A 24299-nucleotide genomic window follows, 5' to 3' on the forward strand; every position below is an offset into this window, starting at 1 on the left:
TGGCTGATGGAACAGCAGGGTAGGTCGGTATCAAACGAAGTCGCGGGGGTCGCCTCGGTCGCATTTCACGCAATCGAGTGGCATGCCCAGCCGCGAGCGGCGGCCGGCAAGCGTCGTCACCCAGGGGCGTTCGACCCAAGGTGGCTGATGACGCACATGCTGATGATGGCCGCACGCCAGCTCCGCCACCCAGTGGCGCTCGTCGTCGCGATGAAAACCGATGATGGGTCGCTGCATTAGATAGGCGGCAGTGGGGTGCGTCAATTCTTGGGAGGCTTGTAATGGCCGGGCACTCGGACCCGTTCGCCGTTGGGCAGGTCACGGACATGGGCGGGAACGAAAACCCGTTTGATCACGCTCTTGGGTTCGCTCATGGCGAAGTCTCCTGGTTGGCCTGTTTGACATACTCCATTACGTTAGTCCTCGCGGGTGCAGCAAGCAATGTGCCCTCGCAATTTCTCGGAGGATTGGGTGTCGTTGTTTGTCTACGTGAAGGCGACATGGCCTTTTTCGGGTATCCTTCAGCCATTGACGGCTGCCGCCCGGCGATGGGGGCGCGTCACGACCCGATTACCTGCCTGCCAGGATGGATATAGAGGATGGAAGACAGCTTGGAACATCCGGAACAAGATCATGTGCTGATCATCGAGGACGATGAGCGGCTTGCCGGCCTGACGCGTGACTATCTGGAGGCCAACGGGTTTCGTGTCACGGTCGAGCCCGATGGCGCTCACGGGGTCGAGAGGATACTGACCCTGCATCCCGATCTGGTAATTCTCGATCTGATGCTGCCCGGCGAGGATGGCCTGTCGATCTGCCGCCGAGTGCGCGGCGAGTATCAAGGCCCGATCCTCATGCTCACCGCCCGCACCGATGACATGGATCAGGTGCTGGGGCTGGAGATGGGGGCCGATGACTACGTGCCCAAACCGGTTCAGCCCCGCGTCCTGCTGGCGCGCATGCGGGCTCTGCTGCGGCGTACCGATATCAGCGACGTGAGCGGTGAGCCGCGCCTTGTCTTCGGCAATCTGGACGTCGACAGCGCGACGCGGGAGGCCTGGCTTGCCGGCGAGCGCATTGACCTGACCAGCGCCGAGTTCGACCTGCTCTGGCTGTTGGCCAGCAATGCGGGCCGGGTCCTGACGCGGGAGGAGATCTTTTCTCAGCTGCGCGGCATCAAGTATGACGGCCAGGATCGCTCGATTGACGTGCGAGTCTCACGGATTCGCCCCAAGATCGGTGACGATCCGAATCAGCCTCACCGTATCAAGACAGTGCGCAGCAAGGGCTACCTCTTCGTCAGGGATGGCTGAGCACGATGTCGAGGTCGTCCTTGTCCATCGGTTCCTTCCAGCGGTTCTATCTCATCCTGGCCGTGATCCTGGTCGTGGCGGGTGCCATGGCCATGACGGGTCGCGTGGTCATCGAGCAGGTACGCCTCGAGCAGTACCGCGAGGATCTCGCCCAGGCGCCGATGCGCTGGCTGAGCGAGCGTCTCGCCGACCTCGAGCCGGCGCAGCGGGATGAGTGGCTGGCGGGAATGGCCCGCGAACTCGATATCGAGATACGTCTGTCGCCGCTCAGAGAGAGGGATTATGGCTTCTTTGACCGGCAGCGGCTGCAAAGCGGGAGAGTGCTGGTCAGTCGCGTCGCGGGGGGCTGGCGGCTCACTCAGGGGCTAGTCGATGAGTCGCGGGTGATTGAGGCCTGGTTCAACGGTTTTGACGAGCGCCAACTGGGCCGGGTGATCCATCACATGGGCAGCTGGCTCGCCGATGGCGATGCGGGGCAGCGACCGCAGCGGGTGGCACGGCTTCAGGCGGCGAACCTGCCGGTCACGCTGACCAGCCAGCCGCCAGCGGGGTTGGAAGAAAGCCAGCTGACCGAGCTGGCATCGGGCGAGCCGCTGATTCAGTTGATCAGTCGCCAGGGCGGTCTTACCGTCTATCAACAGGTGATTACTCCGGCCGGATTGCCACGGTGGCTGTTGGTTGGCCCGTTCGCCTCTTTCGAGCCGATGCCGTGGTCGCTGCATCTGCTGCTGATGCTGTTCATCCTGGGGATATCGGCCTTCCCGATCTATCTGGTGATGAGTGCCCTCGAGGCGCGGATGGCCAGGCTGGAGCTGGCGGCCTCGCGAATCGCCGCGGGACGCCTGGATACCCGCGTCAAGGTCGAGAGCGGCGACTTCCTGGGGCGTCTGGGCATGGCGTTCAACGGCATGGCGGCGCAGGTTCAGTCTTTGCTACGCGCGCAGCAGGACATGATTCGTGCGGTATCCCACGAGCTTCGTACGCCGGTCGCGCGCATTCGCTTCGCCATGCAGATGGTCGAGGACATGACCGACGACCCGGCCGTTAGGCGGCAGCTGGAAGGCATCGACGGTGATATCGAGGAGCTCGACGGCCTGATCGATGAGATCCTGACCTACGCCCGACTGGGCAGCGAAGCGATCAATGGGCAGGAAATGTCGGCCTCACTGGTCGATTGCCAGGCCATGGCACAGAGGGTCATCGAGGCATTGCGGCCCCTGCATGGTCATCTGTCGATCGAGCTGGCCGATGGGGGTGAGGTGGAAGTGGACGCCGAGCCGCGCTACCTCCAGCGGGCGCTGCAGAACCTGGTGGCCAATGCCTGCCGACATGCGAAGAGCCGGGTCGTGATTCGCCTGTACGGCGAGCCGCGGCTGGTGCGCATGGACGTGGAGGATGACGGCCCCGGCGTGCCGGTCGGCGAGCGCCTGGAGGTCTTCAAGCCCTTCGCCCGGCTCGATGACAGCCGCGCCCGTCGTTCGGGCGGCTACGGCCTAGGGCTTTCCATCGTGCAGAAGGTCATGACCTGGCATGGCGGCAGTGTGGCGGTGGACGACAGCCCGGAACTGGGTGGCGCCCGCTTCACACTCCTGCTGCCGCGCCGGCCGGTCATGCCGGCTTGATGCCTTCCAGCACCGCGAACGAGGTCTCGCGTGCGGTGCGCAGGAAGTCTTCCATCCATGGTGCGCCGCGGCTCTCGTCGCGGATCGCCGCGAACAGCGTGCTCCATACGCCCTGCTCGCCGAGCGCCACGGCGCTCACGTAGCGACGCTCCAGGTATTCGGTCAGTGCCCAGTTAGGTAATGCGCAGACCCCCCGACCGCTGGCCACTAATTGCATCATCATGATGGTCAGCTCCGCGGTGCGCACCTCACGGGGCCGCAGACCAGCGGGGTCAAGAAACTGGGTGAAGACGTCCAGCCTGGCATGCTCGACCGGGTAGGTGATCAGCGTCTCGGCGGCAAGTTCCTCGGGCGTAACGTAGGCCTTGCCGGCCAGGGGGTGCTGGCGGGCCACCGCGAGCAGCCCCTCGTAGCGGAACAGCGGCTCGTAGCTGATCCCGGCCAGCGCCTGAGGGTCGGCGGTGATCACCAGGTCGAGCTGTTCGCGGGCGAGCGCCGGCAGCGGGTCGAAATGATGGCCCCCGGGAATGTCGATCTCTACCTCCGGCCAGTGGTTGCGAAAGTGATCGATGGTCGGCATCAACCACTGGAAGCAGCTGTGGCACTCGATGGCCATGTGCAGGCGCCCCTGCTCGCTACCAGCCAGGCGCGCCAGGTCGCGCTCGGCCATGCGCACCTGGGGCAGGATCTGCTCGGCAAGGTTCAGCAAGCGCTGGCCGGCGCGGGTGAACTCCACGGGGCGTGTCTTGCGCACGAATAGCGGGCCGTCCAGCCGCTCCTCCAGATCCTTTATCTGGTGCGAGAGCGCCGACTGGGTGAGGTGCACGCGTTCGGCGGCCTCGACCAGCGAGCCGGCATCGCGCAGGGCGAGCAAGGTGCGCAGGTGGCGTAGCTCGAGCATGTCAATGAACTCATTTCATAATGAAGATGTAAAAGTTTAGTTTGATTCACTTCTGCGTGCCAGCAAGACTGTACGGAATTGCTCATGCAGAGAGGAACCAACATGACATTGGCTCATATTGCCGGATATCCGCGGATCGGCGCCGGCCGCGAACTGAAGAGGGCAACCGAAGCCTACTGGCAGGGCGGGCTCGATCGAGTCTCGCTCGAGGCCACTGGCGCCGAGCTTCGCCAGCGCCATTGGGCGCAGCAGCGCGAGGCGGGACTCGATTGGGTGACGGTGGGTGATTTCGCCTTCTACGATCAGGTGCTCGACCTCTCGGTGATGCTCGGCGCGGTGCCGGGGCGTTTCCAGGCCGACCAGGAAATAGCCGACGGCCAGGTGGACCTGGATACCGCCTTTCGCATGGCGCGTGGTCGGGCGCCCTCCGGCGAGCCGGCCGCCGCCTGCGAGATGACCAAGTATTTTGATACCAACTACCACTATCTGGTGCCCGAACTGCACGCGGGGCAGAGCTTTCGCCTGGCCAGTTCGGCGCTGTTTGACCAGGTCGACGAGGCGCTGGCGGCGGGCCATCCGGTCAAGGTGACCCTGCTCGGGCCGCTGACCTGGCTCTGGCTGGGGAAGATCAGAGATGAGCCGCCGGCAGGCGAGGAATTCGACCGCCTGGCACTGCTGGAGGCGCTGTTGCCGGTCTACGGTGAAATTCTCACTCGTCTTGCCGAGCAGGGCGTGGAGTGGGTGCAGCTCGACGAGCCGGCGCTGGTGCAGGACCTGCCCCGCGCCTGGCAGCAGGCTTATGAGCGTGCCTATCACGTACTTGGCGGCGCCCCGGTCAAGCTGCTGCTGGCCAGTGTTTACGGCGGTCTGGGCGACAACCTCGGCCTCGCCGTGAACCTCCCGGTGGCGGGGTTGCACATCGACGCGGTGCGCGCGCCCGAGCAGCTCGAGGCGGTGCTCGACCGCCTGCCCGCCTACAAGGTGCTCTCCGCGGGCGCCATCGACGGGCGCAATGTCTGGCGAGCCGACCTTGCCCGGCTACGCGACAGCTTGATGGAAGCACGCCGGCGCCTGGGCGAGCGGTTATGGCTGTCGGCGTCCTGCTCCTTGCTGCATGTGCCGGTGGATCTCGACAACGAGCGCGAACTTGCCCCTGACCTGAAACGCTGGCTGGCCTTCGCGCGCCAGAAGCTCGACGAGATCGTGACCCTTGCCCGGCTGCTCGAGGGTCGCGACACGCCGCGCGATCGCGAGCGGCTCGAGGCCGCCAGCCTGGCGCTGCAGGCCCGCCGCGAGGCCGTGCAGCTGCACCGCCCCGCAGTAGCCGAACGCCTCGGAGGGGTCAGGCCGGAAGATACGCAAAGGGCGAGCGCCTATCCGCAGCGCGCCGTGGCGCAGCGGCGAGCCCTCAACCTGCCGCTGTTTCCCACCACCACCATCGGCTCCTTTCCCCAGACGACCGAGATTCGCGCCACGCGGCGCGATTTCAAGCACGGCGCGCTATCGGTGGAGGCCTACGAGGCACGGATGCGCGAGGAGATTGCCGAGACCGTGGTGCGTCAGGAGTCGCTGGGGCTCGACATGCTGGTCCACGGCGAGGCCGAGCGTAACGACATGGTCGAGTACTTTGGCGAACAGCTCGAGGGCTACGTCTTTACCGCCAACGGCTGGGTGCAGAGCTATGGCTCGCGCTGCGTCAAGCCACCGGTGATCGTTGGCGATGTCAGCCGGCCCGGCCCCATGACGGTGCGCTGGAGCAAGCATGCCCAGTCGCTCACCGACCGGCCCATGAAAGGCATGCTGACCGGCCCGGTGACCATGCTGCAATGGGCCTTCGTCCGCGACGACCAGCCCCGCGAGGTCACTTGTCGTCAGATCGCCCTGGCGCTGCGCGACGAAGTGCTCGACCTGGAGGCGGCGGGCATCCGCGCCATCCAGATCGACGAGCCGGCGCTACGCGAGGGCCTGCCGCTGCGCCGCGCCGAGTGGCCGGGGTATCTTGCCTGGGCGGTGGAATGCTTTCGGCTCGCCGCTTCGGGAGTGAGCGATGCAACCCAGATCCACACCCACATGTGCTACGCGGAATTCAACGATATCATCGACGCGATCGCCGCCCTCGATGCCGACGTGATCACCATCGAGACTTCGCGCTCGGCCATGGAGTTGCTCGACGCCTTTCGCGACTTCGCCTACCCAAACGAGATTGGCCCGGGGGTCTATGACATTCACTCGCCCAATATCCCCGAGGTCGCCTGGATGATCGCCCTGATGGGAAAAGCCGCCGAGCGCATCCCCGTCGAGCGGCTGTGGGTCAACCCTGATTGCGGTCTTAAGACGCGAGGCTGGGCGGAAGTCGCCCCGGCGCTGGCCAATATGGTCGAGGCTGCCAGAACGCTCAGGCAGCGGCATGGCTGACAGCGTGACGTATCAGGCTGGCGTTGAGTCGGTAGCACACACCTAATCTTGTGGTGACTGGTATCATGCTTTCCTTATGGATATTCGTCGCACCCAAGGAGTTGCCATGCTGCTTTCCGTTTCGCTTGCCGCCCGTGGTCTCACGCCGCTTTTCATGCCGCTCGTTGTCGGCCTGCTGTTGGCCGGTTGCGCCGTATCGCCAAGCGAGCCGGCCTCGCCGCCCGAGGTGACCGATCGCAGCGGCGCTTCAAGCGACAAGGTTGTCAAACCCACGGCGCCGCTGATGCCCTCGAGTTTCTTTGCCGGCGGAGCGGAGACCTTCGTCGCCTGGCGTTGTATCCCTGACCAGGATCTGGTCACCGCGAATGGCGATGACGAACTGCGGCTCTGGTCGGCACACGGCGCCTGGCGGCTGGCGCCGGCCGTGGTGGCCAGTGGCGCGCGGTATCAACAGGGTGAGCTGAGCCTCTGGGACAAGGGCGAGCAGGCCGTAGTGGAAGGCCCTCGCGGGCGACTCGACTGCACTCGCGACATGACGCGCGAGGCGATGACCCGACAAGACCGCCCCGGCGTGATGTTCCACGGTCGGGGCCAGGAACCGGGCTGGACGCTCAGCCTGCCAAGCGACCTGCCGGAACTCGACCTGCTGCTCGATTACGGCGAACGCCAGCTGACCCTGCCCTATCGGGTGACGGCGCTGGACAACGCCGCGGGGCGGATGCAGCTGGCCAGCGGCCGGGCCGACACGCCCTTCGAGCTGCGCCTGGAGGCCGGCGCCTGCTTCGACAGCATGAGCGGCGAGCCTTACCCGACCCGCGTGACCCTGACCCTCGATGGCGAGACCTATCGCGGTTGCGGGCAGGGCATTGCGCCCTGACAGGCACAGCCCTGATCGACGATCTCAGCCGCATGCCGCCGGGGCCGAGACCCGCCACTGAGGCGGCACGAAGTCGCTGGTACACAGCATCGGCTGCGGTCTCAGGATTCGCGAACCCAGCCGGGCCAGCGCCTCGCGGTTGCCCCGCGCCGCCGATGGCAGCTGGGTGGTGACCGCCACCGGCTGCCAGGCGTCGTCCTGGCGGGTCGCCAGGGTGAAGGCGAAGGGGTGAAAGCCTGGAAAGCCCAGCCGTATGTCGGTGGCCACCAGCGTCTCGCGGCCACCGAGCTCGCGGGTCTCGTAGCGCAGGAAGGGACCGGCGAACCAGTCGAGCTGCCGGCCATGCGGGGTTGCCAGCGCGACCGGCTCGAGGTCGGCGCCTCGCGAGAATGTCTCCAAGGCCGGGACCTCGTCGCCGTCGAACAGGCCCACCAGGGTTTCGTGGTAAACGTCACCATCGGCCACCGTGACCCGCCACAACAGGGTGTTGAACGGAGTGGGCTGCACCAGCCGCGGCGCCTGCTCCAGGCCCTGTTCGGCAAGCACCGGCGCCAGACGTTGCTCCACCACTACCTTGGCGCCGAACGCGAACACCAGATACCCGCACGACAGCGCCAGGCCCCAGGCGGGGCCGCGCCGACCGTTACCGGTGATCAGCGCCACCAAGATGCCGATCAGCAGCGGCAGGGTATACAGCGGATCGATGATGAAAAAGATCGGCCAGGCGGTGGGGCGCACGTCCAGCGGCCACCAAATCTGAGTGCCGTAGGTGGTCAGCGCATCGAGCAGCGGGTGGGTCAAGAGAATCAGCCCGAAGAATACCCCCCAGTGGCGCAGGCCGATATCGCGGGCCGGCGCGAAGCGCGAGGCCAGCAGGGTCAGCGACGTTGCCAGCCCCGCGAGCACGAACAGCGAATGGCTGAAGCCGCGGTGCTCGGTGACGTTGGCCACGGCGTCGCCATAATCGATGACCACGTCGAGGTCGGGCAGGGTGCCGAGGACCGCGCCGATCAGCACCGCCTTGCGGCCCAGTCGTCGGCCCAGCACGGTGCCACCGATCGCCGCGCCCAAGGCGGCCTGGGTAATCGAATCCATCGCGTAGGTCCTTGGTTAAATGCGTGTCCAGGCCGGGCCAGCGGCCAGAACGCGCGCTTGCACCGGCGCGAGATGGCAATAGTCGCTCATCGGAAGGCTCTCGTTGTCGTCCGCCGGGATTGGCAGGGGCGGCCAGGCTTGTCAGGATAGCGTGATCGATCAGTGAACCCGGAGACCCCCTGCCATGCAATACCTTCATACCATGATTCGCGTCAGCGACCTCGACGCCACGCTGCATTTCTTCTGCGACCTGCTCGGCCTCAAGGAAGTGCGTCGCAAGGAGAACGACAAGGGCCGCTTTACCCTGGTGTTCCTCGCTGCCCCCGAGGATGAGCCGCGCTCCGCCGAGCTCAAGGCGCCGGAACTCGAGCTGACCTACAACTGGGACCCCGAGGAATACACGGGCGGCCGCAACTTCGGCCACCTGGCCTATCGCGTCGACGATATCTATGCGCTTTGCGAGCATCTGCAGGCCAATGGTGTGACCATCAACCGGCCGCCGCGTGACGGGCACATGGCCTTCGTGCGCAGCCCGGACAACATTTCCGTGGAACTGTTGCAGAAGGGGGAACCCCTGCCGTCCCAGGAGCCCTGGGCGTCGATGGCGAACAGCGGTAGTTGGTAATCGACTTCAGCCACATGTGGCAATGCTCAAGGAGGAGCGCGATGTCACTTGACGATACGCTGCGCGAGGCGTTCCGGCGCGAGGCGCAGCACCTCGAAGGGATCGACCTTCCGACCTACCGGGAGTTCGGTAAGGATCCTTTCGAGCCGATCATTGGCTTGGGTCCTAGCGATGCGCCAGTGGGATTTTTGGGTCGCGACCCGGGCAAGCAGGAGGTCAAGTGGGGTGAGCCGTTCATCGGCAGCGGCGGCCAGAAGGTGCGCCAGGGGCTTCATCTGGCCATGCATGGCGAGCCGCTGCCCGATTTCGAGGCCTCGCGGGAAGTCGGGCGGCGCGTCTTCTGGGCCAACACCGTGCCCTACAAGCCGACCGGCAACAAGGCCTGGTCGATGTCCGTCAAAAAGCGCTTTCAGCCCCTGATGGCGGAGCTGCTTATCACACACTGGCAGGGCCGCGAAGTGATCACCTTGGGGCGCGAGGCCTTTCTGTGGTTCGGCATCAACCAGCCGCGTGAGGTGCGCCAGGCGCTGGATGCGTTCTGGCGCCGTGAGGACTGCTTCGAGGCGATACACACCACTACGCTTGTACTCGAGGATGGCCGTGACGCGACCTTCGAACTGGCGCCGCTGCCTCACCCCTCGCCCCTTAACCAGACCTGGTTCAAGCGTTTTCCCGAGCTGCTCGAGTCGCGCCTGGAACAGCTTGGCGTGGCCCAGCGCCTGATTTAAACCAGAAGTACTGGGCGGCGCTGTCCTCCTCGTCCGTATTTTCATCCGGCGCACTGGTACCGGGCTCCCTTCCGTTGGCCGCCTGGGCATCAAAGCGCGATGCGCTGTTTCCCGTTGACCTCGCGCACGGCGTCGACGTGCCCTTAATTGCCGCTACGTAGGCATCCTGATGATGCAATGCAATATTCAGTCGGGGAGGTAGGCCATGCGTCCACTTCCCAGGAACATGATCGCCAGTGCGCCGAACAGGAACATGCCTTGTAGCTCCAGCGCCCAGCCGCCTCCCGTGCCGAGCGCAAGCAGCTCATGACCGTGGACAAGGTAGATGGCCACGACCATGTTGCCCGCCATCAGCGCGCCGGCCACCCGCGTCTGCCAGCCGATCAGCGCCATGGCCGGTGCCACGAGCTCGCCGACCAGCACGCCGTAGGTAAGAAAGGTTGGTAGGCCCTGGCCGGCCAGGGTGTCACCAATCCAGGTCAGGCTGCCCGGGTTCAGCAGCTTGGTCAGGCCGTGGGGCAGCAGCAGGCCGGCCACGGCCAGGCGCAGGATCAGCTTGCCGAGGGCGTCGTTGTGAAGTGCGTGCAACATGCGAGGACCTCGTCGAAGGCGGGAATTGTCTCGGTGCCCCGATTGGGGCAAGCTTGGCGCTTTCGCTCACGCCGTGTGCTTCAGGAAGATACCATGAAGATCAATTGTTTAAGCAAATCGTTGACCGTGCTGATCGGCATGCTGGTGCTTGCCGCGTGCAGCAGTCAGCCCGCGCTACAGGAGCCGAGCCCCACCGACGAGCTTTCGGGGCCGATCGTCGGGCCGCGCTGGAACTTGCTGCTGGTGGGGACTAATGAGCGACTCTCGCTGCCGGAGAGCGCGCACTTCGTGATCGCTCGCGACGGCAGCGTCAGTGGCAGCGATGGCTGCAACCAGTTGCGCGGCCAGGTGCGCCTGGGTGAGCGCCAGCGTATCGAATTTCAGGACTTCGCCACCACCCGTCGGAGCTGCCCCGAGGCGGAGGACGCCGAGCGCGTCAGGGAGATGCTCGAGACCGCCTATCGCTTCCTGATCGACCACGACCGCCTGGTGTTCTTCGGCCCGGACCAGCGAGTATTGGGTGGCTTTCGCCGCGCCAGCTGACCGGGATGGGGTTCGAGTTACCCTTTGTTGGTTGGACACCACCACAACTGGCCGCGGGCGGTCGAGGAGGTGACCTTCTTCGCCACCTCCAGACCCTAGAGGCGGGAGCAGCCAGGAGGCGCCCATCAGTTCCACGGCCCCGCCGCTATTGGCCTGACAGGCAAGTGCACAGGCCAGGTTCTGCTTGCTCATCCCATGACGCTCATTCACTATCTTTAATGTTTGTCGGGAACCGATCCGAGCAGAACATCACGCAGGGAGGGGAAATGCTCAACAAGTTCGCCTTGATGAAGGTGCAGCAGGAGGTGGCTGTGGCGCCCACGGCCGCCTATTGCCTTGCCGGAACACCTTCGCGCTAATGCCCAGCAACCTCGATGTCTGCTCAGCCGAGTATGAAGAGCAGCGCTTACAGGCGCTGGCCGACTACCAGATCCTCGATACGCCAGAAGAGTCAGCGTTTGATGATATCGTCGAAGTGGCCTCGCTCATCTGCGAGGCGCCCATTGCCGTCGTCACCTTTGTTGACCGCGATCGACAGTGGTTCAAGTCGGAAAAGGGGCTCGGGGTGCGCGAGACCCTACTCGATGTCTCGATCTGTGCGCATGCCATCCTGCAGCCGGGTCTGTTCATCGTACCCGATACTACCCAGGATCCGCGTTTCGCCAACAACCCTCTGGTGACCGGCGAGCCTCACCTGCGCTTCTATGCCGGAGCACTATTGGAAAGCCATGATGGCTATCCGCTGGGGACACTGTGTGTCCTCGATTATCAGCCCCGCGAGCTGACCGAACGCCAACGCTTCGCGCTTCAGGCCCTTGCCAACCAGGTGGTGGCGCACATGGAACTGATGCAGGCCCACCGCGAACAGGCCGAGCTGATACGCGAACTGGAAGCGACGCGGCACGAACTGGCCAAGCGCGCCGCCACCGACCCGCTTACCGGCCTGCTCAATCGTCGGGCCTTCGAGCAGCGCCTCAACCAGGAGGTAGCACTGATACAGCGCGGCGCTCCCCCTGCTGCCCTGATGCTGATCGACCTGGACCACTTCAAGAGGGTCAACGACGCCCTGGGCCACCAGGCCGGGGACGAGGTCCTTGTGCGTTTCACCGATTTGTGCCGGGAGGCATTTCGACAGGCCGATGTGATTGGCCGCTGGGGCGGCGAGGAATTTGTGGTTATGCTGCCAAGGGCCACCGTGGCGGAAGCACGGCATGCCGCTGACCGGCTTCACCAGCTCCTGGCCACCACGCCAATGCGGGATGACATCTCCTCTCCGCTCTTCATTACTGCCAGCATCGGCGTCTGCTCACTGACCGGCTCCAGTGACCTGGATGGATGCTTGCAGAAAACCGACGAGCTTCTCTATCGGGCCAAGGCGCAGGGCCGCAACCGCACGGTCTGCGAGTCATAGGGAACGTTGCCTCGCCATCGGCTCGGGAAGCTCGGCTTGCCCTTGCCCTTGGGGGCCTCCGCCGTAACTTATTCCAGCTCGCCCTCGTCCTTGGGCACGCCTCGGCCCTTCTCGTAGCTGATCGAGTTCCCGCTCCCGTCGCCATAGGTGTCGAAGTTGGTCTGCCCTCCATGGACAACTAGGCGAACGTCGCGACGGCACCTTCCTCCATGGTCAGTTTGTACTCGGTGCCCTCGCCCGGGGTTAGGGTGAAGCTCACCTCATCACGCCAGGTGGCCGCTTCCTCGGTCGCTTCCGAGGTCTCTTCCTGGGACGAGGAGACTTCAGCCACCGTCTGGCTGGCCTCGGGTTGCGGTTCATCCTGGGCGGGCGCGGAAGCGGCCGTCGGGTCAGCCTCGTCGCTCGAGGTTGAGGCGGTCGCTGGTTGCTCTGGGGTTGCCTGGGGCGAGGTGTCGGCGGTGGCTTGGCTACCTGCCGAGGCCTGGGGCGCCGGCGCTGTGACGACCGGCGACGCCTCGTCGGCGGCCTGTGAAACCTCCCGGTCGAGTTCGGCCTCCTCGGCCAGCTGCTGCTTGATTTCCCCCATCTCGGTCAGGCCCAGCAGGCGCCCGGCGCCGGTGGGGTCGATGGCGTACTCCGCGGGCAGCACCACGGTCACCAGCAAGGCGGCGACCACCACGGCGGCCACCAGGGTGGAACGGATCAGCTTGCCGGTCGAGGGCAGCTCGGCCCGGGTGGGAAGATCAGTGTTGTACATCGTGGAGTCCCTAGATCAGGCGACGAAATAGCCGGCGAGCTGGTAACCGACCAGCATGAAACCGGCGCACATCATGGCGACGTTGGCGGTATAGGCGTGGCGCAGGAATCCGGCGGTACGCCGCCAGAAGCCCATGACGATCAGGATGGTACTCAGGGCTAGCAGCTGGCCGATCTCCACCCCGACGTTGAACGCCAGCAGGTTGGGGACCAGGCCGGCCGAGGCGATTTCGTGCTCGATGATCTTGCTCGACAGCCCGAAGCCGTGGAAGAAGCCGAAGACCAGCGTCGCCGCCTTGGTATTGGGCTGAACGCCAAACCAGCGCTGGTAGGCGCCGAGGTTGTCCAGCGCCTTGTAGACGACGGAGAGGCCGATGATGGCATCAATGAGATAGCTGTTGATGCCGATGTTGAAGACCACCCCCAGCAGCATGGTCGTGGAGTGACCGATGGCGAAGAGGCTGACGTAGAGGGCGATGTGCTGCATCCGGTAGAGGAAGAAGATCACCCCCAGCAGAAACAGGATGTGGTCGTACCCCGGCACCATATGCTTGGCGCCGAGGTAAACGAACGAGATCAAGTGAACGTCATAGATCTCCTGGATGTAGCCTTTGTCGCCTTCGGCGACGGCATGGGCAAGGGCATCACCGCTGGCTCCCAGGAGCATCACCAGCAGCATGAGCAGTGTCAGGGCATGGCGTCGGGCCTTGTCAGGCACGCCGAACGCCTCCCCCATTCGGGATGGGAACATGAAACCTCCACGGGTCTGCCTTGGGTGTCGACCGTCCGGTGGACGGCCCCGGTCATCAAGCGATGACCGGCCGTGGAGGGCGCTCCAGGCGATAGACACGGCGCAGCGGAACGCCTTACCGGCCGCCGATCCGCAGGGCGTCACGGAAGCGCGGTGCCAGACTCACGCCTGCCGCGAGACAGTCCGCCGTCTCGTGGAAGTGGCTGCCAATCTCGTGATGCAGATGGCGACCGTCCCCTTGCTCCCTGTCGTCCACGTGGTCATGGGCATGACCATGGCGGTCGACCTCTGACTCCTGGTGTGCCGCCTCGCTCGCTGCCGCGCTCAGCGTCCCATGGGCACGCGACTCCCCGGCACTGGTCAGCACCAGGCCGGGCAGGAACAGCAGCAGAAGAAGCAGGTAGCCAAGGAGATGGCGCAGCCGGAGAAGCATGAATACCCAACCAGGATGGCAGGGAAAACCGGGGCGCAGGTACCGGGCCGCAACGGGCGGCATTGGCAGGCTGTCGGCAAGAGCCTAACATCCTCCCGAGGGGGTAGGAACAACGACAGGGAGCCTAAACATGCCACCACATACTCACGAGAGCCACCCCGAGATCATCAAGCGGCTCAACCGCGCCGGAGGCCACCTGCAAAGCGTCACCCGGATGATCGAGGAAGGGCGCCCCTGCCTGGACATCGCCCAGCAGCTGCATGCCGTGGAGAGGGCCATCCAGCAGGCCAAGCGGACTCTGGTGCAGGATCACATCGACCACTGCCTGGACGAGGCTATCGGCGACAGCACCCAGGCCCAGCAGGCCCATATCGAGGAGTTCAAGGCCATCGTCCGCTATCTGTAGTACCCCTGTATCTTAGTGGCGTGGGTTGACCGTTGCCGCTACTTCACCTTGTCCTTCCACATGGCATGACAGCTGACACAGGCGGTATTCAGCTCCTGCAGGGCCTGGCTGGCGGCGGGCCAATCCCTCTCCGAGGCGGCGGCGGCGGTGCTCTCGGAATACTCATCCAGCAGCTTGTCGAAGGCGACCAGGCTGGACTTGAAGCCGGCCTGGTCCTCCTCGGCCATGATGGCCCAGGGATCGTGGCTCGGTGCCGGGTGGGTGAGAATGATATTGGCCCCGCTCTTCACCATCTGAGGGTTCTGCCGCAGGATACCTTCGTGCATCAGGCCGGAGGCGCCGCCCATGACCTCCATCAGCTCGCGATAGGTCATGTCGGCCCGCTCCATACCCGCCACCAGGCCTTCAGCGGTACCCTCCTGGGCCTGGGCACTGCCCGCCAGCAGGGCCAGGGTGGCAACGATCAGCGTCGTTTTCATGACAAAGGGTGTCATCGGTTTCTCTCCTCGGTATGACGGCATGCTCAGGCGCATGCTTCTGTCGTTTCCGCCGGCCACAGGCGTGCGGCCAGCAGGGTGGCGGCCAGGGCCAGGATGGCCAGGACCGTGAAGGCGGTCATCATGCCCAGAGCGCTGCCCAGCCAGCCGGCCAGCGGATAGGCCACCAGCCAGCAGGCGTGGGAGAGCGAGAACTGGGCGGCGAACAGCGCCGGGCGCTCCTCTGCCTCGCAGGACTGCTTGAGCAGCCGGCCGGTGGGGGTCATCACCATCGAGGCCCCGGCGCCCAGCATGAACCACAGCAGCAACAACGCCACGAAGCCGGGCGCCATCAGCCCCGCCAACAGGCTGGCACTCATCAGCAGGCCACCCGCCAGCATCACCGGGCGCTGGTCCAGGCGCTCCAGCAGCTTGGGCAGGGTGAGGGCGACGACCATCGAGCCGCCGCCCGCCGCCGCGAAGGCGATGGCCACCTGAGTCTCCCCCATGCCTAGCGCGTGACGCACATAGACCACGGTATTGACGATCTGCATGGCGCCGGCCGCGGCCACCGCCATGTTGAGAGCCAGCAGGCCGCGCAGCCGCGCGGTGCCCAAATAGTGATTGATGCCCCGGGTCAGCCTGGCCCAGACCCCGCCGCCGGTCGGCTGCGGATGCGGCGAAGGCAGCGACACGCTGACCACAAGCAGCGCCGAGAGCAGGAAGGCCGTCGCATTCAGCACGAACAGCAGGTTGAAGGAGATCACCAGCAGCAGCAGCAGCGCGGCGAGCAATGGGCTCAGCAGGTTCTCCAGGTCATAGGCCAGGCGTGACAGGGAGAGCGCCCGGGTGTAGCGCCGCTCATCCTCGAAGATATCGGGAATCGTGGCCTGGAAGACCGGCGTGAAGCCCGCCGAGCAGGCGTTGAGCAGGAAGATCAGCAGGTAGATCTGCCACACCTCTGTCACGAACGGCAGGCTCACCACCACCGCGGCGCGCAGCAGGTCGAGGGTGACCAGCAAGGCGCGCCGCGGCAGCCGGGTGGCATAGGCGCCGACCACCGGCGCGAGGCCCACATAGGCGACCATCTTGATGGCCAGCGCAGTACCCAGCACTACACCGGCGCGCTCCCCGGCCAGTTCGCTGGCCAGCAGCGCCAGGCCGACCGTGGTCAGGCCGGTGCCGATCAGGGCGATGACCTGTGCGGAAAACAGATGGCGATAGCGCCGATCCCGAAACAGTTCCATACAGTCCCTCTTGAGGCGCAGTGACCCGTGGCCACCAGGTATGTAGACTCATATCCTCCCAGGGGGGATATAAATAGCCTAGAACCTACCAGCTAAGAGGACAATTGACGTAGGGCAAGTCGGGGCGACTTCGCGCATCATGCCGGGAGCGTTAGAGTCCTATCGGGCACGTCACTAAGGAGAGGGGTATGAAGTTCCTGTGCCGGGCGGCCGCCTCCCGGCGAATGCCGGATCTGGTACCCGGATCGGCCGGAAGGTCAGCAGCCACCGCCCGGTGACTGTGTCGAGCTCGGGTGGCCATGTTGATCGCTGCTTTAGAGCAGATTTACGCTGACTGAATAACTGGAAGCGCCCAAGATCCGCTGCCAAGCTCATCAATGAAGTCCCTTGTGGCAAGGCTCACTTGAGGATGCAACGATGCGCTGGCGGTGCGGACAAGCGTATGGGCAAGATTTGCGTGATCGGGTCATGGCGGCGGAGGGCTTACTCCATGAGGTGGCTACCCGCTATGGCGTGAGTGTCTCCTACGTGGCCCGGGTGCGGGCCCGACAGCGTCGGGGCGTGACGGCCGGTGCCCAGTGCAACCATGTTCCCCTCCGGCTCCAGGGGCAGGAAAGCGCTTTGGCGGGGCAAGTGGCCGCCGTCCCCGACAGACCCTGGCCCAGCTCTGCCAGTGGGTCGAGAGGGAGCATGGTCGTCGGGTGAGCGTGACGACCCTGTGGAAGACGTTGGGCCGACTCGGCCTCACCTGGAAAAAAACGCTCCACGCAGCCGAGCAGCAAAGCGCCGACGTCGCTCAGGCGAGGCACGTCTGGGCGGCTGAGCAACCTCACCTTGATACCCCGCGGCGGGTCTTTCTCGATGAGACGTGGGCCACGACGCAGATGAGCCACCATCGGGGGCGTTCGCCGCGGGGACAACGCTGTGTCGCGGCCCTTCCGTATGGCCATGGGAAGACCACCACATTTCTTTGCGTTATCTACCGGCGTATAGCCCGACGACAACCCCATCGAGCAAGTCTTTGCGAAGCTGAAGGCGCTGTTGCGCCAGACGGCTGCCCGCACCATCGACACGCTGTGGGCGGCGACTGGCGTATGCCTCGAGCAGTTTCCAACTGACGAGTGTGAGCGCTACATCCGTCACTGCGGCTATGGCCGGTCAGAGTGAAACAGCTCTAATCGCTGTGGCCGCCTTGGAGGCCAGCGCACGAGCGTAAAGAAACGCACCTATCAACGGGCGTGCCAATCGACGGTGCCTCGCGCTCTCAGTAACCACGCTCCCAGCCCCGCGACCGCGAGGCCCGAGGCGGCGAAGAACATGAAGGCGGTGACATGGCCTTCGGCCCCGACCAGCCAGCCGGCCAGTGGAGAGCCGGCAATCTGGCCGACCGAGGTGGCGAGCAGCGGGAGCACCGGGGCGAAGGAGGGCGCCTCGGTCATGATCTGGGTACTCCTGACCAGGTAGAAGCCGCTGAGCGTCATGTACCCGGCGCCGAACAGGGCCGCCGACACCAGCGCGAGGGCAAAGTTTCCCGGATCGAGCGCCAGCAGCGCGAGGCTGAAAGACATCACCACCAGGCCGACCACATGGCTGGGGGACGGCCCGAGGCGCGTGATGAGGTCACCGGCGCCGGCGCCCGCCAGCCCCCCGACGCCGACGGCCAGCCACATCCAGGCGGTCTGGCGCGGCGCGAGTTCCCCGGCATTGATCACCGCATCGGGGGCGAACACCCAGTAGGCCGCACTCACGCCCCCCATGCCGACGGCCAGGCCGCTCAGTCGGGCGATCCCGAACCACTGCGCCCGGCTCGCCGCCAGGGCAGCCGGGCGAGGCTGTGAGGAGGAGCGTTGGCCATCCCGCGGCAGATAGCAGAAGGCCGCCAGGGCGCCCAGGGCCGCCAGGGCGGCGAACCCGAGGTAGGCGCTGCGCCAGGCCTCCGCCCAGATCAGCACCGCCGGCATGGCGATCGCGATCCCCAGGCTGGTGCCCGCATTGATGGTGGCGTTGACCCGCCCGCGCATCACCCAGGTCGGCACGACCCGGTGGACCGCCTCCGCCATGACCGGCGAGGACAGCCCGGTGCTGATGCCGCAGATCAGCACGCCGAGGGCCAGCAGCCACGACGAGGGTGCCAGGGCAATCGTCACTAGCCCGATCACGGCCAGGCCGGCGGCCGCGACTCCCGTGCGACGCACCCCGAGGCGGCGTATCACCCAGGTGGCGGCGAGGATCGCGAAGACGAAACTCAGGAACGGCAGGGCGCCGATCACCCCCGCCATGGTCGGGGTGATCGTCAGCTCGTCGCGCATCGCAGGCAAGAAGAGTCCGAACACGAAGCGGGCCAGGCCGTAGGTGATGGCAATGACCCCGCTGCCGAGGGCCGCCATGCCGAGGGGGGAGAGCGGCTTCATCGGGTCTCGCTCCGGGCGGTGGCGAGCAGGGTGTCGACTACCGCACGCGTGTCGGCCAGGGCCGTTTGCGCGCCCATCAGAGCCACTGCCGTATTGCTGCCTTCCAGCACCATGAAGACGCGTCGCGCCAGACCGGCGGGCTGGCCCAGCCCGTCGCGTGCCACGGCGGCTTCCAGGCGCGCCAGCAGGTCGGTCTTGGCCGCCGCCGCCAGGGCGTGGATCTCGGGGCTATGCTCTTCGAACTCTCCCATCGCCTTGGCCATGATGCAGCCATGCTGGCTGTAGCGTTCCAGCCAATCGCCGTGCGCATCGACCAGAGCGCGGGTCGCCTGGCCCGGCGATGCCGCGGCGACTGCCGCCTCCAGGCTGGCGATGAAGCGCTCATGGCGGGCCGCCAGGACTGCCGCCACCAGGGCCTCCTTGGAGGCGAAGTGGTTGTAGAGCGTCATGCGCACCACCCCGGCAGCCGCCACGATGCGGTCGATGCCGGTGGCGTGAAAACCCTGTTCATAAAAGAGCCGCTCGGCCGTGGCGAGCAGCTGGTCGCGCTTGGAGGCTGGCATGGGTGATTATTCCTATATAGACCGTTCTATATAAATACGAGACACCAACGATGTCAAGCGCGATGCCATTCTGGCCAGCACGAAACGCCAACGGCCCGCATCGGCGGGCCGTTGGCATCGAGGACGGCAGGAAAGAGCCGTAGGCTGCTGGCTACAGTGCGGCGATCTTGTCGCGCTGCTCGACGAGCAGCGTGCGCGCGGCATGGAAATCCGCCAGCTTGCCGCGTTCCTTCTCGACCACGGCTTCGGGGGCCTTGGCGACGAAGCTCTCGTTGCCGAGCTTCTTCTCGATACCGCCGATCAGCCTGTCCTGCTTGTCGATCTCCTTGGCGAGGCGGGCGAGTTCGGCGTCCTTGTCGATCAGGTCGGCCATGGGCACCAGCACTTCCATCTCGCCGACCAGCTGCGTGGCCGAGAGCGGCGCCTGTTCGGGGTCCTCGAGCCACTCGATGCGCTCCAGCTTGGCCAGCTTGGCGACGAACGGCCGGTTGGCCTCGAGGCGTTCGCGATCGCCCGGGCTGCCCTTGGTCAGCAGCACATCCAGCGGCTTGCCCGGGGCGAGGTTCATCTCGGCGCGAATATTGCGCACCGCGACGATGACGTCTTTCACCCACTCAATATCGCGCGTGGCCGCCGCGTCGACCTTCGCCTCCTCGGCCAGCGGCCAGGGTTGATTCATGATCGATTCGCTGCCTTCGCCTGTCGCCTTGCCGGCCAGGGGGGCGACGCGCTGCCAGATCTCCTCGGAGATGAACGGCATCATCGGGTGGGCCAGGCGCAGGATCGCCTCGAGCACGCGCACCAAGGTACGGCGGGTGCCGCGCTTGGCGGCGGGGCTGGCCTCGTCGTCCCACATCACCGGCTTGGAGAGCTCCAGGTACCAGTCGCAGTATTCGTTCCACACGAAGTCGTAGAGCGCTTGCGAGGCATGGTCGAAGCGGAACTCTTCCATGGCCCTGGTCACCTGGGCCTCGGTCTGTTGCAGGCGCGAGACGATCCAGCGGTCGGCCAGCGACAGTTCGATCTCTCCTCCCTGACCTTCGGGCGAGGCCCCGCAATCCTCGCCCTCGGCGTTCATCAGCACGTAGCGCGAGGCGTTCCATAGCTTGTTGCAGAAGTTGCGATAGCCATCGAGGCGACCCATGTCGAACTTGATGTCGCGCCCGGTGGTGGCCTGCGAGAGGAAGGTGAAGCGCAGTGCGTCGGTGCCGTGGGCCTCGATGCCACCCGCGAACTCGTCGCGGGTGGCCTTGGCGATGGCCTTGGCCTTCTGCGGCTGCATCAGGCTACCGGTGCGCTTGTCGACCAGATCCTCAAGGGCGATACCGTCGATCAGGTCGATGGGGTCGAGCACGTTGCCCTTGGACTTGGACATCTTCTGGCCCTGGCCGTCGCGCACCAGGCCATGCACGTAGACCTGTTTGAACGGCACCTCATCGCGGAACTTCAGAGTCAGCATGATCATCCGCGCGACCCAGAAGAAGATGATGTCGAAGCCGGTGACCAGCACGCTGGACGGATGGAAGGTGTCGAGCTCCGGGGTCTTCTCGGGCCAGCCCAGGGTACCGAAGGTCCAAAGACCCGAGCTGAACCAGGTGTCGAGCACGTCGTCGTCTTGGGTCAACGTCACATCGGCGGCAAGGCCGTGCTTGTCGCGGGCCTCCGCTTCGCTGCGCGCCACGTAGACGTTACCGGCCTCGTCGTACCAGGCCGGGATGCGGTGGCCCCACCACAGCTGGCGCGAGATGCACCAGTCCTGCAGGTCGCGCATCCAGGCGAAGTACATGTTCTCGTAGTTCTTGGGCACGAACTGGATGTCGCCGTTTTCCACCGCCTCGATGGCGGGCCGAGCCAGCTTCTCCACCGCCACGAACCATTGGTCGGTCAGCAGTGGCTCGATGACATCACCCGAGCGGTCTCCGTAGGGGAGGGTGTTATTGACCGTCTCGACCTGCTCGAGCAGGCCCGCAGCGTCCATGTCGGCGACGAGCTGCTGGCGCGCCTCGAAGCGGTCGAGCCCGGCGTACTTGGCGGGCAGGGTCGGGTCGATATCGGGCAGCGCTCTGCCCTGGATGTCGTAGGCTTCGGCGCGCTCGAGGATCCGCGCGTCCTGGGTGAAGACATTGATCAACGGCAGGGTCTGGCGACGGCCGACCTCGTAGTCGTTGAAATCGTGGGCCGGCGTGACCTTCACGCAGCCCGAGCCCTTGTCCATGTCGGCGTGCTCGTCGGCGACGATGGGGATGCGCCGCCCGACCAGGGGAAGCGTCACGAACTTGCCGACCAGCGAGGCATAGCGGGGGTCTTCGGGGTTGACGGCAACGCCGCTATCGCCGAGCAGGGTCTCGGGGCGAGTGGTGGCGACGACCAAGTGGTCGAGGCCCGCGTCGGTGGTCACGCCGTCGGCCAGCGGATAGCGGAAATGCCAGAACTGGCCCTGCTGGTCGCGGTTCTCCACTTCGAGATCGGAAATCGCGGTATGCAGGGTCGGGTCCCAATTGACCAGCCGCTTGCCGCGATAGATCAGGTCGTCGTCGAAAAGCTGCACAAAGACTTCCTGCACCGCCTGGTAGAAGCCATCGTCCATGGTGAAGCGCTCGCGGCTCCAGTCGACACTGGCGCCCATGCGGCGCAGCTGGCGGGTGATATGCCCGCCGGATTCCTGCTTCCACTCCCACACCTTGTCGATGAAGGCGTCGCGGCCCAGGTCAAAGCGCGTCTTGCCTTCCTCGGCGGCGATCTTGCGCTCGACCAGCATTTGCGTCGCGATGCCGGCGTGGTCGGCCCCAACCTGCCAGAGGGTGTTGCGCCCCTGCATCCGCCGCCAGCGGATCAGCGTGTCCATGATGGTGACCTGGAAGGCATGGCCCATGTGCAGGCTGCCGGTGACGTTGGGCGGCGGGATCATGATGGAGTAGGGCTCGCCCTCGCCAGAAGGGGCGAAGCGGTTGTCGGTTTCCCAGCGCTGATACCAGCGGGATTCGATCTGCTCGGGTTGGTATGTCTTGTCCATGGAATCGGTCGGCTCTGGCGTGTCGGCGGCGCGCGGGGCACCGCCGGCAGGTGGCGAAAATGGAGAGGATTATACCCTCTGTGCCGGGGCGCCGTCATGGCGCGGCATTAGCCGCAGCTCACGCTTGCGCTAGCGTTGTGCCTGGCCCTTCAGGTGGTGCGGCGTGACCGGGTAGCCGCGCTTGCGGTAGGTCTGCCAGCATTCGCGCTTGGCAGTCAACACGTCCTGATGCTGATTGATGATCTCGGCGACCCGTTCGAAGCGCGAGAACCATTCCGGAATGCCGGGGTGCAGGTTGAGCATCGCCTGAACGCTGAGATCCGGCGCCGGTGGGCCTGCAAAGCCGATGGTCACCGGCACGCTGTCGGCCATGTCGCTGCCGAGCAGGGCATGGGGTACGTAGACGTCGGGACGAAAACACCACAGCCGCTCGTCGAGGTCGCGGGCCATGGCCTCGTCCTCGGCGTGCAGGTGCAGCCGATAGCCCTTGCGATAGATTGTCTCGGCCAGCCGGCAGGCGAAGCCGAGACGCGCCTCCAGGGTGGTATCGGGGAGGATGTAGAAATCGACCTGGGTCATTTACAGCTCTTTGCCGTTCTCCACGCTGCGGGCCACTTCCTCGCGGTCGAGCAGGTATTGGGTCAGCAGCCCCACCGGGCGGCCGGTGGCGCCTTTCTCTTTGCCGGAATGCCAGGCGGTGCCGGCGATGTCCAGGTGTGCCCAGGGGAACTGGTCGGCGAAGCGCGAGAGGAAGCAGGCGGCGGTGATGGTACCCGCCGGCTTGCCGCCGATATTGGCGAGATCGGCGAAGTTGGAGTCGAGCTGTTCCTGATATTCGTCCCACAGCGGCAGGTGCCAGGCGCGATCCCAGGCGGTGGTGCCGGCGTCGAGCAGGTCGAGGGCCAGGTCGTCGTTATTGGCGAGCAGGCCGGTGGCGTGGTGGCCAAGCGCCACGATGGCCGCCCCGGTGAGGGTGGCGATATCGACCACGCTCGCCGGCTTGAAGCGCTCGACGTAGGTCAGGGCGTCGCAGAGTACCAGGCGCCCCTCGGCGTCGGTGTTGAGCACCTCGACCGTTAGCCCCTTGAGGGTCTTCAAGATGTCACCGGGCTTGACGGCGCGTCCGTCGGGCATGTTCTCGGCCGAGGCAACGACGAAGACCAGGTTGAGCTTCGGCTTGATGGCGAGTATCGACTTGACGGTGCCCAAGACGCTGGCGGCGCCGCACATGTCGAATTTCATCTCGTCCATGGCCTCGCCGGGCTTGAGCGAGATGCCGCCGGTATCGAAGGTGATGCCCTTACCCACCAGCACGTGCGGGGCGTCGTCGGGGCTTTCCGCGCCTTGGTAACTCATCACGATCAGCCGTGAGGGCTCGGCACTGCCGCGACCCACGGCGAGCAGGCTATTGGCACCCAGGCGCTCCAGCGCCTCTTCATCGAGGATGTCGACCGACAGCGCGCCGTCCGACGCCGCGCCGAGTGCCTCGGCTTGCTCGGCCAGGTAGCGCGGCGTACACACGTTGGGCGGCAGGTTGCCCAGAGTGCGCGTGTAGGCGACCCCTTCGCCGATGGCATCACCGATGCGCGCGCCTTCTCGGGCGGCCGCGGAATCACCGCTTTCGCTGACCAGCAGGGTCACTTGCTCGAGACGCGAACGCGGCGCCTTCTCGGACTTGAACTCGTCGAAGCGGTAGAGGGCGCGATGGGCTGCCTCGGCGACCATGCGGGCCTTCCAGTGGCAGGCACGCTCGGGCAGCGGCACGTCGGTGAAGGCCACGGCGGCATCGTCCACCGGCAGTTGCGCCAGGGCGGTAAAGGCGGCGTCCAGCGCCTTGCGGAAGGCGCCTTCGCGGTGCTTCTCGCGCTCTCCCAGACCCACCAGCAGCAGGCGCTCGGCACCGATGCCCGGCGCGAACGGGATCATCTGGACGTTGCCCAGCTTGGCCTCGAAGTCGCCGCGCTCGATCAGCTGGCCGATCAGGCGCTCGGTGGCGTCGTCGAGCTTGGCCGCGGTGGGCAACAGATCGCCGTCCTTGAACACCGGTACCACGAGACAGGACGTCTCGGTCTTGACGGGGTTGGCGGTCCGAACTGGGAATTCCATGGTGTCTCCACATGAC

The 24299-nt window shown here is 65.6% G+C and carries 24 protein-coding genes; 10 read left to right on the plus strand and 14 right to left on the minus strand.

What is annotated here, in order from left to right; genetic code table 11:
- Positions 1–30 precede the first annotated feature (30 nt).
- A complete protein-coding gene (locus BM341_RS09515) occupies positions 31–237 on the minus strand; it encodes a DUF3565 domain-containing protein (protein ID WP_089795309.1) in 207 nt (68 codons plus the stop codon).
- Positions 238–599: 362 nt separating this feature from the next.
- Between BM341_RS09515 and BM341_RS09520 the strand changes: the two genes are divergently transcribed.
- Positions 600–1313, plus strand: coding sequence for a winged helix-turn-helix domain-containing protein (locus tag BM341_RS09520; protein WP_089795311.1), 714 nt, complete (start codon positions 600–602; stop codon positions 1311–1313).
- 20 nt (positions 1314–1333) lie between these two features.
- Complete coding sequence (locus BM341_RS09525) at positions 1334–2935, plus strand: ATP-binding protein (RefSeq protein ID WP_342713883.1); 1602 nt, start codon at positions 1334–1336, stop codon at positions 2933–2935.
- Here BM341_RS09525 and BM341_RS09530 read toward each other — a convergent pair.
- Positions 2922–3836 carry a LysR family transcriptional regulator gene (locus BM341_RS09530; protein ID WP_089795314.1) on the minus strand — a complete coding sequence of 305 codons (915 nt, stop codon included), beginning with the start codon at positions 3834–3836 and terminating at the stop codon, positions 2922–2924. The genes BM341_RS09525 and BM341_RS09530 overlap by 14 nt on opposite strands.
- A gap of 102 nt (positions 3837–3938) precedes the next feature.
- On the opposite strand from BM341_RS09530, the gene metE reads away from it, so the two are divergent.
- The gene (metE, locus tag BM341_RS09535) at positions 3939–6251 is read left to right on the plus strand and encodes a 5-methyltetrahydropteroyltriglutamate--homocysteine S-methyltransferase (RefSeq protein WP_089795316.1); all 2313 of its coding nucleotides are present in this window, start codon (positions 3939–3941) and stop codon (positions 6249–6251) included.
- A gap of 106 nt (positions 6252–6357) precedes the next feature.
- Positions 6358–7128: an MliC family protein gene (locus BM341_RS09540; protein WP_175507842.1), complete on the plus strand. Its 771-nt coding sequence runs from the start codon at positions 6358–6360 to the stop codon at positions 7126–7128.
- Positions 7129–7152: 24 nt separating this feature from the next.
- Here the strand turns inward: BM341_RS09540 and BM341_RS09545 are convergent, their stop codons facing one another.
- Entirely contained in the window at positions 7153–8223 is a 1071-nt protein-coding gene (locus tag BM341_RS09545) for a metal-dependent hydrolase (RefSeq protein ID WP_089795318.1), read from the minus strand.
- 184 nt (positions 8224–8407) lie between these two features.
- Here BM341_RS09545 and BM341_RS09550 point away from each other — a divergent pair, with 184 nt between their 5' ends.
- Positions 8408–8848, plus strand: a complete 441-nt coding sequence (locus BM341_RS09550; protein WP_089795320.1) for a VOC family protein — start codon at positions 8408–8410, stop codon at positions 8846–8848.
- A 41-nt stretch (positions 8849–8889) separates the two neighbouring features.
- A complete protein-coding gene (locus BM341_RS09555) occupies positions 8890–9576 on the plus strand; it encodes a uracil-DNA glycosylase family protein (protein ID WP_089795322.1) in 687 nt (228 codons plus the stop codon).
- A gap of 186 nt (positions 9577–9762) precedes the next feature.
- Here the strand turns inward: BM341_RS09555 and BM341_RS09560 are convergent, their stop codons facing one another.
- A complete protein-coding gene (locus BM341_RS09560; protein WP_089795324.1) occupies positions 9763–10167 on the minus strand; it encodes a DoxX family protein in 405 nt (134 codons plus the stop codon).
- Positions 10168–10260: 93 nt separating this feature from the next.
- On the opposite strand from BM341_RS09560, the gene BM341_RS09565 reads away from it, so the two are divergent.
- Together BM341_RS09565 and BM341_RS09570 are read left to right on the plus strand one after the other, a co-directional pair.
- Complete coding sequence (locus tag BM341_RS09565; protein WP_089795326.1) at positions 10261–10710, plus strand: META domain-containing protein; 450 nt, start codon at positions 10261–10263, stop codon at positions 10708–10710.
- Between the two features lie 358 nt (positions 10711–11068).
- Complete coding sequence (locus tag BM341_RS09570; RefSeq protein ID WP_089795328.1) at positions 11069–12121, plus strand: GGDEF domain-containing protein; 1053 nt, start codon at positions 11069–11071, stop codon at positions 12119–12121.
- 178 nt (positions 12122–12299) lie between these two features.
- Here the strand turns inward: BM341_RS09570 and BM341_RS19380 are convergent, their stop codons facing one another.
- The 3 genes from BM341_RS19380 to BM341_RS09585 form a co-directional block, all read right to left on the minus strand.
- Positions 12300–12878, minus strand: coding sequence for a hypothetical protein (locus BM341_RS19380; protein ID WP_217646204.1), 579 nt, complete (start codon positions 12876–12878; stop codon positions 12300–12302).
- A 15-nt stretch (positions 12879–12893) separates the two neighbouring features.
- Positions 12894–13628 (minus strand): HupE/UreJ family protein, encoded by a 735-nt coding sequence (locus tag BM341_RS09580; protein ID WP_089795330.1) that lies wholly within the window; start codon positions 13626–13628, stop codon positions 12894–12896.
- A 115-nt stretch (positions 13629–13743) separates the two neighbouring features.
- Positions 13744–14061 (minus strand): hypothetical protein, encoded by a 318-nt coding sequence (locus BM341_RS09585; protein WP_139232992.1) that lies wholly within the window; start codon positions 14059–14061, stop codon positions 13744–13746.
- 130 nt (positions 14062–14191) lie between these two features.
- Here BM341_RS09585 and BM341_RS09590 point away from each other — a divergent pair, with 130 nt between their 5' ends.
- Entirely contained in the window at positions 14192–14467 is a 276-nt protein-coding gene (locus tag BM341_RS09590) for a metal-sensing transcriptional repressor (protein ID WP_089795334.1), read from the plus strand.
- A gap of 38 nt (positions 14468–14505) precedes the next feature.
- Here the strand turns inward: BM341_RS09590 and BM341_RS09595 are convergent, their stop codons facing one another.
- Together BM341_RS09595 and BM341_RS09600 are read right to left on the minus strand one after the other, a co-directional pair.
- Entirely contained in the window at positions 14506–14961 is a 456-nt protein-coding gene (locus BM341_RS09595; protein ID WP_139232993.1) for a hypothetical protein, read from the minus strand.
- A 29-nt stretch (positions 14962–14990) separates the two neighbouring features.
- Positions 14991–16190, minus strand: coding sequence for an MFS transporter (locus BM341_RS09600; RefSeq protein ID WP_139232994.1), 1200 nt, complete (start codon positions 16188–16190; stop codon positions 14991–14993).
- 578 nt (positions 16191–16768) lie between these two features.
- Here BM341_RS09600 and BM341_RS19790 point away from each other — a divergent pair.
- Positions 16769–17308, plus strand: a complete 540-nt coding sequence (locus tag BM341_RS19790) for a winged helix-turn-helix domain-containing protein (protein ID WP_217646205.1) — start codon at positions 16769–16771, stop codon at positions 17306–17308.
- Positions 17309–17419: 111 nt separating this feature from the next.
- On the opposite strand, the gene BM341_RS09610 is transcribed toward BM341_RS19790, so the two are convergent.
- The 5 genes from BM341_RS09610 to BM341_RS09630 all read right to left on the minus strand — a co-directional run bounded on the left by BM341_RS09610 (position 17420) and on the right by BM341_RS09630 (position 24283).
- Positions 17420–18601, minus strand: a complete 1182-nt coding sequence (locus BM341_RS09610) for an MFS transporter (RefSeq protein ID WP_089795337.1) — start codon at positions 18599–18601, stop codon at positions 17420–17422.
- Positions 18598–19164, minus strand: a complete 567-nt coding sequence (locus BM341_RS09615; protein WP_089795340.1) for a TetR/AcrR family transcriptional regulator — start codon at positions 19162–19164, stop codon at positions 18598–18600. The genes BM341_RS09610 and BM341_RS09615 overlap by 4 nt, the downstream gene beginning before the upstream one ends.
- Positions 19165–19315: 151 nt before the next feature.
- Positions 19316–22177 (minus strand): valine--tRNA ligase, encoded by a 2862-nt coding sequence (locus tag BM341_RS09620; RefSeq protein ID WP_089795342.1) that lies wholly within the window; start codon positions 22175–22177, stop codon positions 19316–19318.
- Between the two features lie 129 nt (positions 22178–22306).
- On the minus strand, positions 22307–22756 hold the full coding sequence (locus tag BM341_RS09625) for a DNA polymerase III subunit chi (RefSeq protein ID WP_089795344.1): 450 nt from the start codon (positions 22754–22756) through the stop codon (positions 22307–22309).
- Positions 22757–24283 (minus strand): leucyl aminopeptidase, encoded by a 1527-nt coding sequence (locus tag BM341_RS09630; protein ID WP_089795345.1) that lies wholly within the window; start codon positions 24281–24283, stop codon positions 22757–22759.
- Positions 24284–24299 lie beyond the last annotated feature (16 nt).

This window comes from Halomonas korlensis, from assembly GCF_900116705.1.
GTDB classification, from domain to species: Bacteria; Pseudomonadota; Gammaproteobacteria; order Pseudomonadales; family Halomonadaceae; genus Halomonas; species Halomonas korlensis.

Bases quoted from the DNA above. Each gene is read 5' to 3' on its own strand.
- BM341_RS09515 (WP_089795309.1), bottom strand. From the start codon at position 237: ATGCAGCGACCCATCATCGGTTTTCATCGCGACGACGAGCGCCACTGG.
- BM341_RS09520 (WP_089795311.1), top strand. From the start codon at position 600: ATGGAAGACAGCTTGGAACATCCGGAACAAGATCATGTGCTGATCATC.
- BM341_RS09530 (WP_089795314.1), bottom strand. From the start codon at position 3,836: ATGCTCGAGCTACGCCACCTGCGCACCTTGCTCGCCCTGCGCGATGCC.
- metE (WP_089795316.1), top strand. From the start codon at position 3,939: ATGACATTGGCTCATATTGCCGGATATCCGCGGATCGGCGCCGGCCGC.
- BM341_RS09540 (WP_175507842.1), top strand. From the start codon at position 6,358: ATGCTGCTTTCCGTTTCGCTTGCCGCCCGTGGTCTCACGCCGCTTTTC.
- BM341_RS09545 (WP_089795318.1), bottom strand. From the start codon at position 8,223: ATGGATTCGATTACCCAGGCCGCCTTGGGCGCGGCGATCGGTGGCACC.
- BM341_RS09550 (WP_089795320.1), top strand. From the start codon at position 8,408: ATGCAATACCTTCATACCATGATTCGCGTCAGCGACCTCGACGCCACG.
- BM341_RS09555 (WP_089795322.1), top strand. From the start codon at position 8,890: ATGTCACTTGACGATACGCTGCGCGAGGCGTTCCGGCGCGAGGCGCAG.
- BM341_RS09560 (WP_089795324.1), bottom strand. From the start codon at position 10,167: ATGTTGCACGCACTTCACAACGACGCCCTCGGCAAGCTGATCCTGCGC.
- BM341_RS09565 (WP_089795326.1), top strand. From the start codon at position 10,261: ATGAAGATCAATTGTTTAAGCAAATCGTTGACCGTGCTGATCGGCATG.
- BM341_RS09570 (WP_089795328.1), top strand. From the start codon at position 11,069: ATGCCCAGCAACCTCGATGTCTGCTCAGCCGAGTATGAAGAGCAGCGC.
- BM341_RS19380 (WP_217646204.1), bottom strand. From the start codon at position 12,878: ATGTACAACACTGATCTTCCCACCCGGGCCGAGCTGCCCTCGACCGGC.
- BM341_RS09580 (WP_089795330.1), bottom strand. From the start codon at position 13,628: ATGTTCCCATCCCGAATGGGGGAGGCGTTCGGCGTGCCTGACAAGGCC.
- BM341_RS09585 (WP_139232992.1), bottom strand. From the start codon at position 14,061: ATGCTTCTCCGGCTGCGCCATCTCCTTGGCTACCTGCTTCTTCTGCTG.
- BM341_RS09590 (WP_089795334.1), top strand. From the start codon at position 14,192: ATGCCACCACATACTCACGAGAGCCACCCCGAGATCATCAAGCGGCTC.
- BM341_RS09595 (WP_139232993.1), bottom strand. From the start codon at position 14,961: ATGACACCCTTTGTCATGAAAACGACGCTGATCGTTGCCACCCTGGCC.
- BM341_RS09600 (WP_139232994.1), bottom strand. From the start codon at position 16,190: ATGGAACTGTTTCGGGATCGGCGCTATCGCCATCTGTTTTCCGCACAG.
- BM341_RS09610 (WP_089795337.1), bottom strand. From the start codon at position 18,601: ATGAAGCCGCTCTCCCCCCTCGGCATGGCGGCCCTCGGCAGCGGGGTC.
- BM341_RS09615 (WP_089795340.1), bottom strand. From the start codon at position 19,164: ATGCCAGCCTCCAAGCGCGACCAGCTGCTCGCCACGGCCGAGCGGCTC.
- BM341_RS09620 (WP_089795342.1), bottom strand. From the start codon at position 22,177: ATGGACAAGACATACCAACCCGAGCAGATCGAATCCCGCTGGTATCAG.
- BM341_RS09625 (WP_089795344.1), bottom strand. From the start codon at position 22,756: ATGACCCAGGTCGATTTCTACATCCTCCCCGATACCACCCTGGAGGCG.
- BM341_RS09630 (WP_089795345.1), bottom strand. From the start codon at position 24,283: ATGGAATTCCCAGTTCGGACCGCCAACCCCGTCAAGACCGAGACGTCC.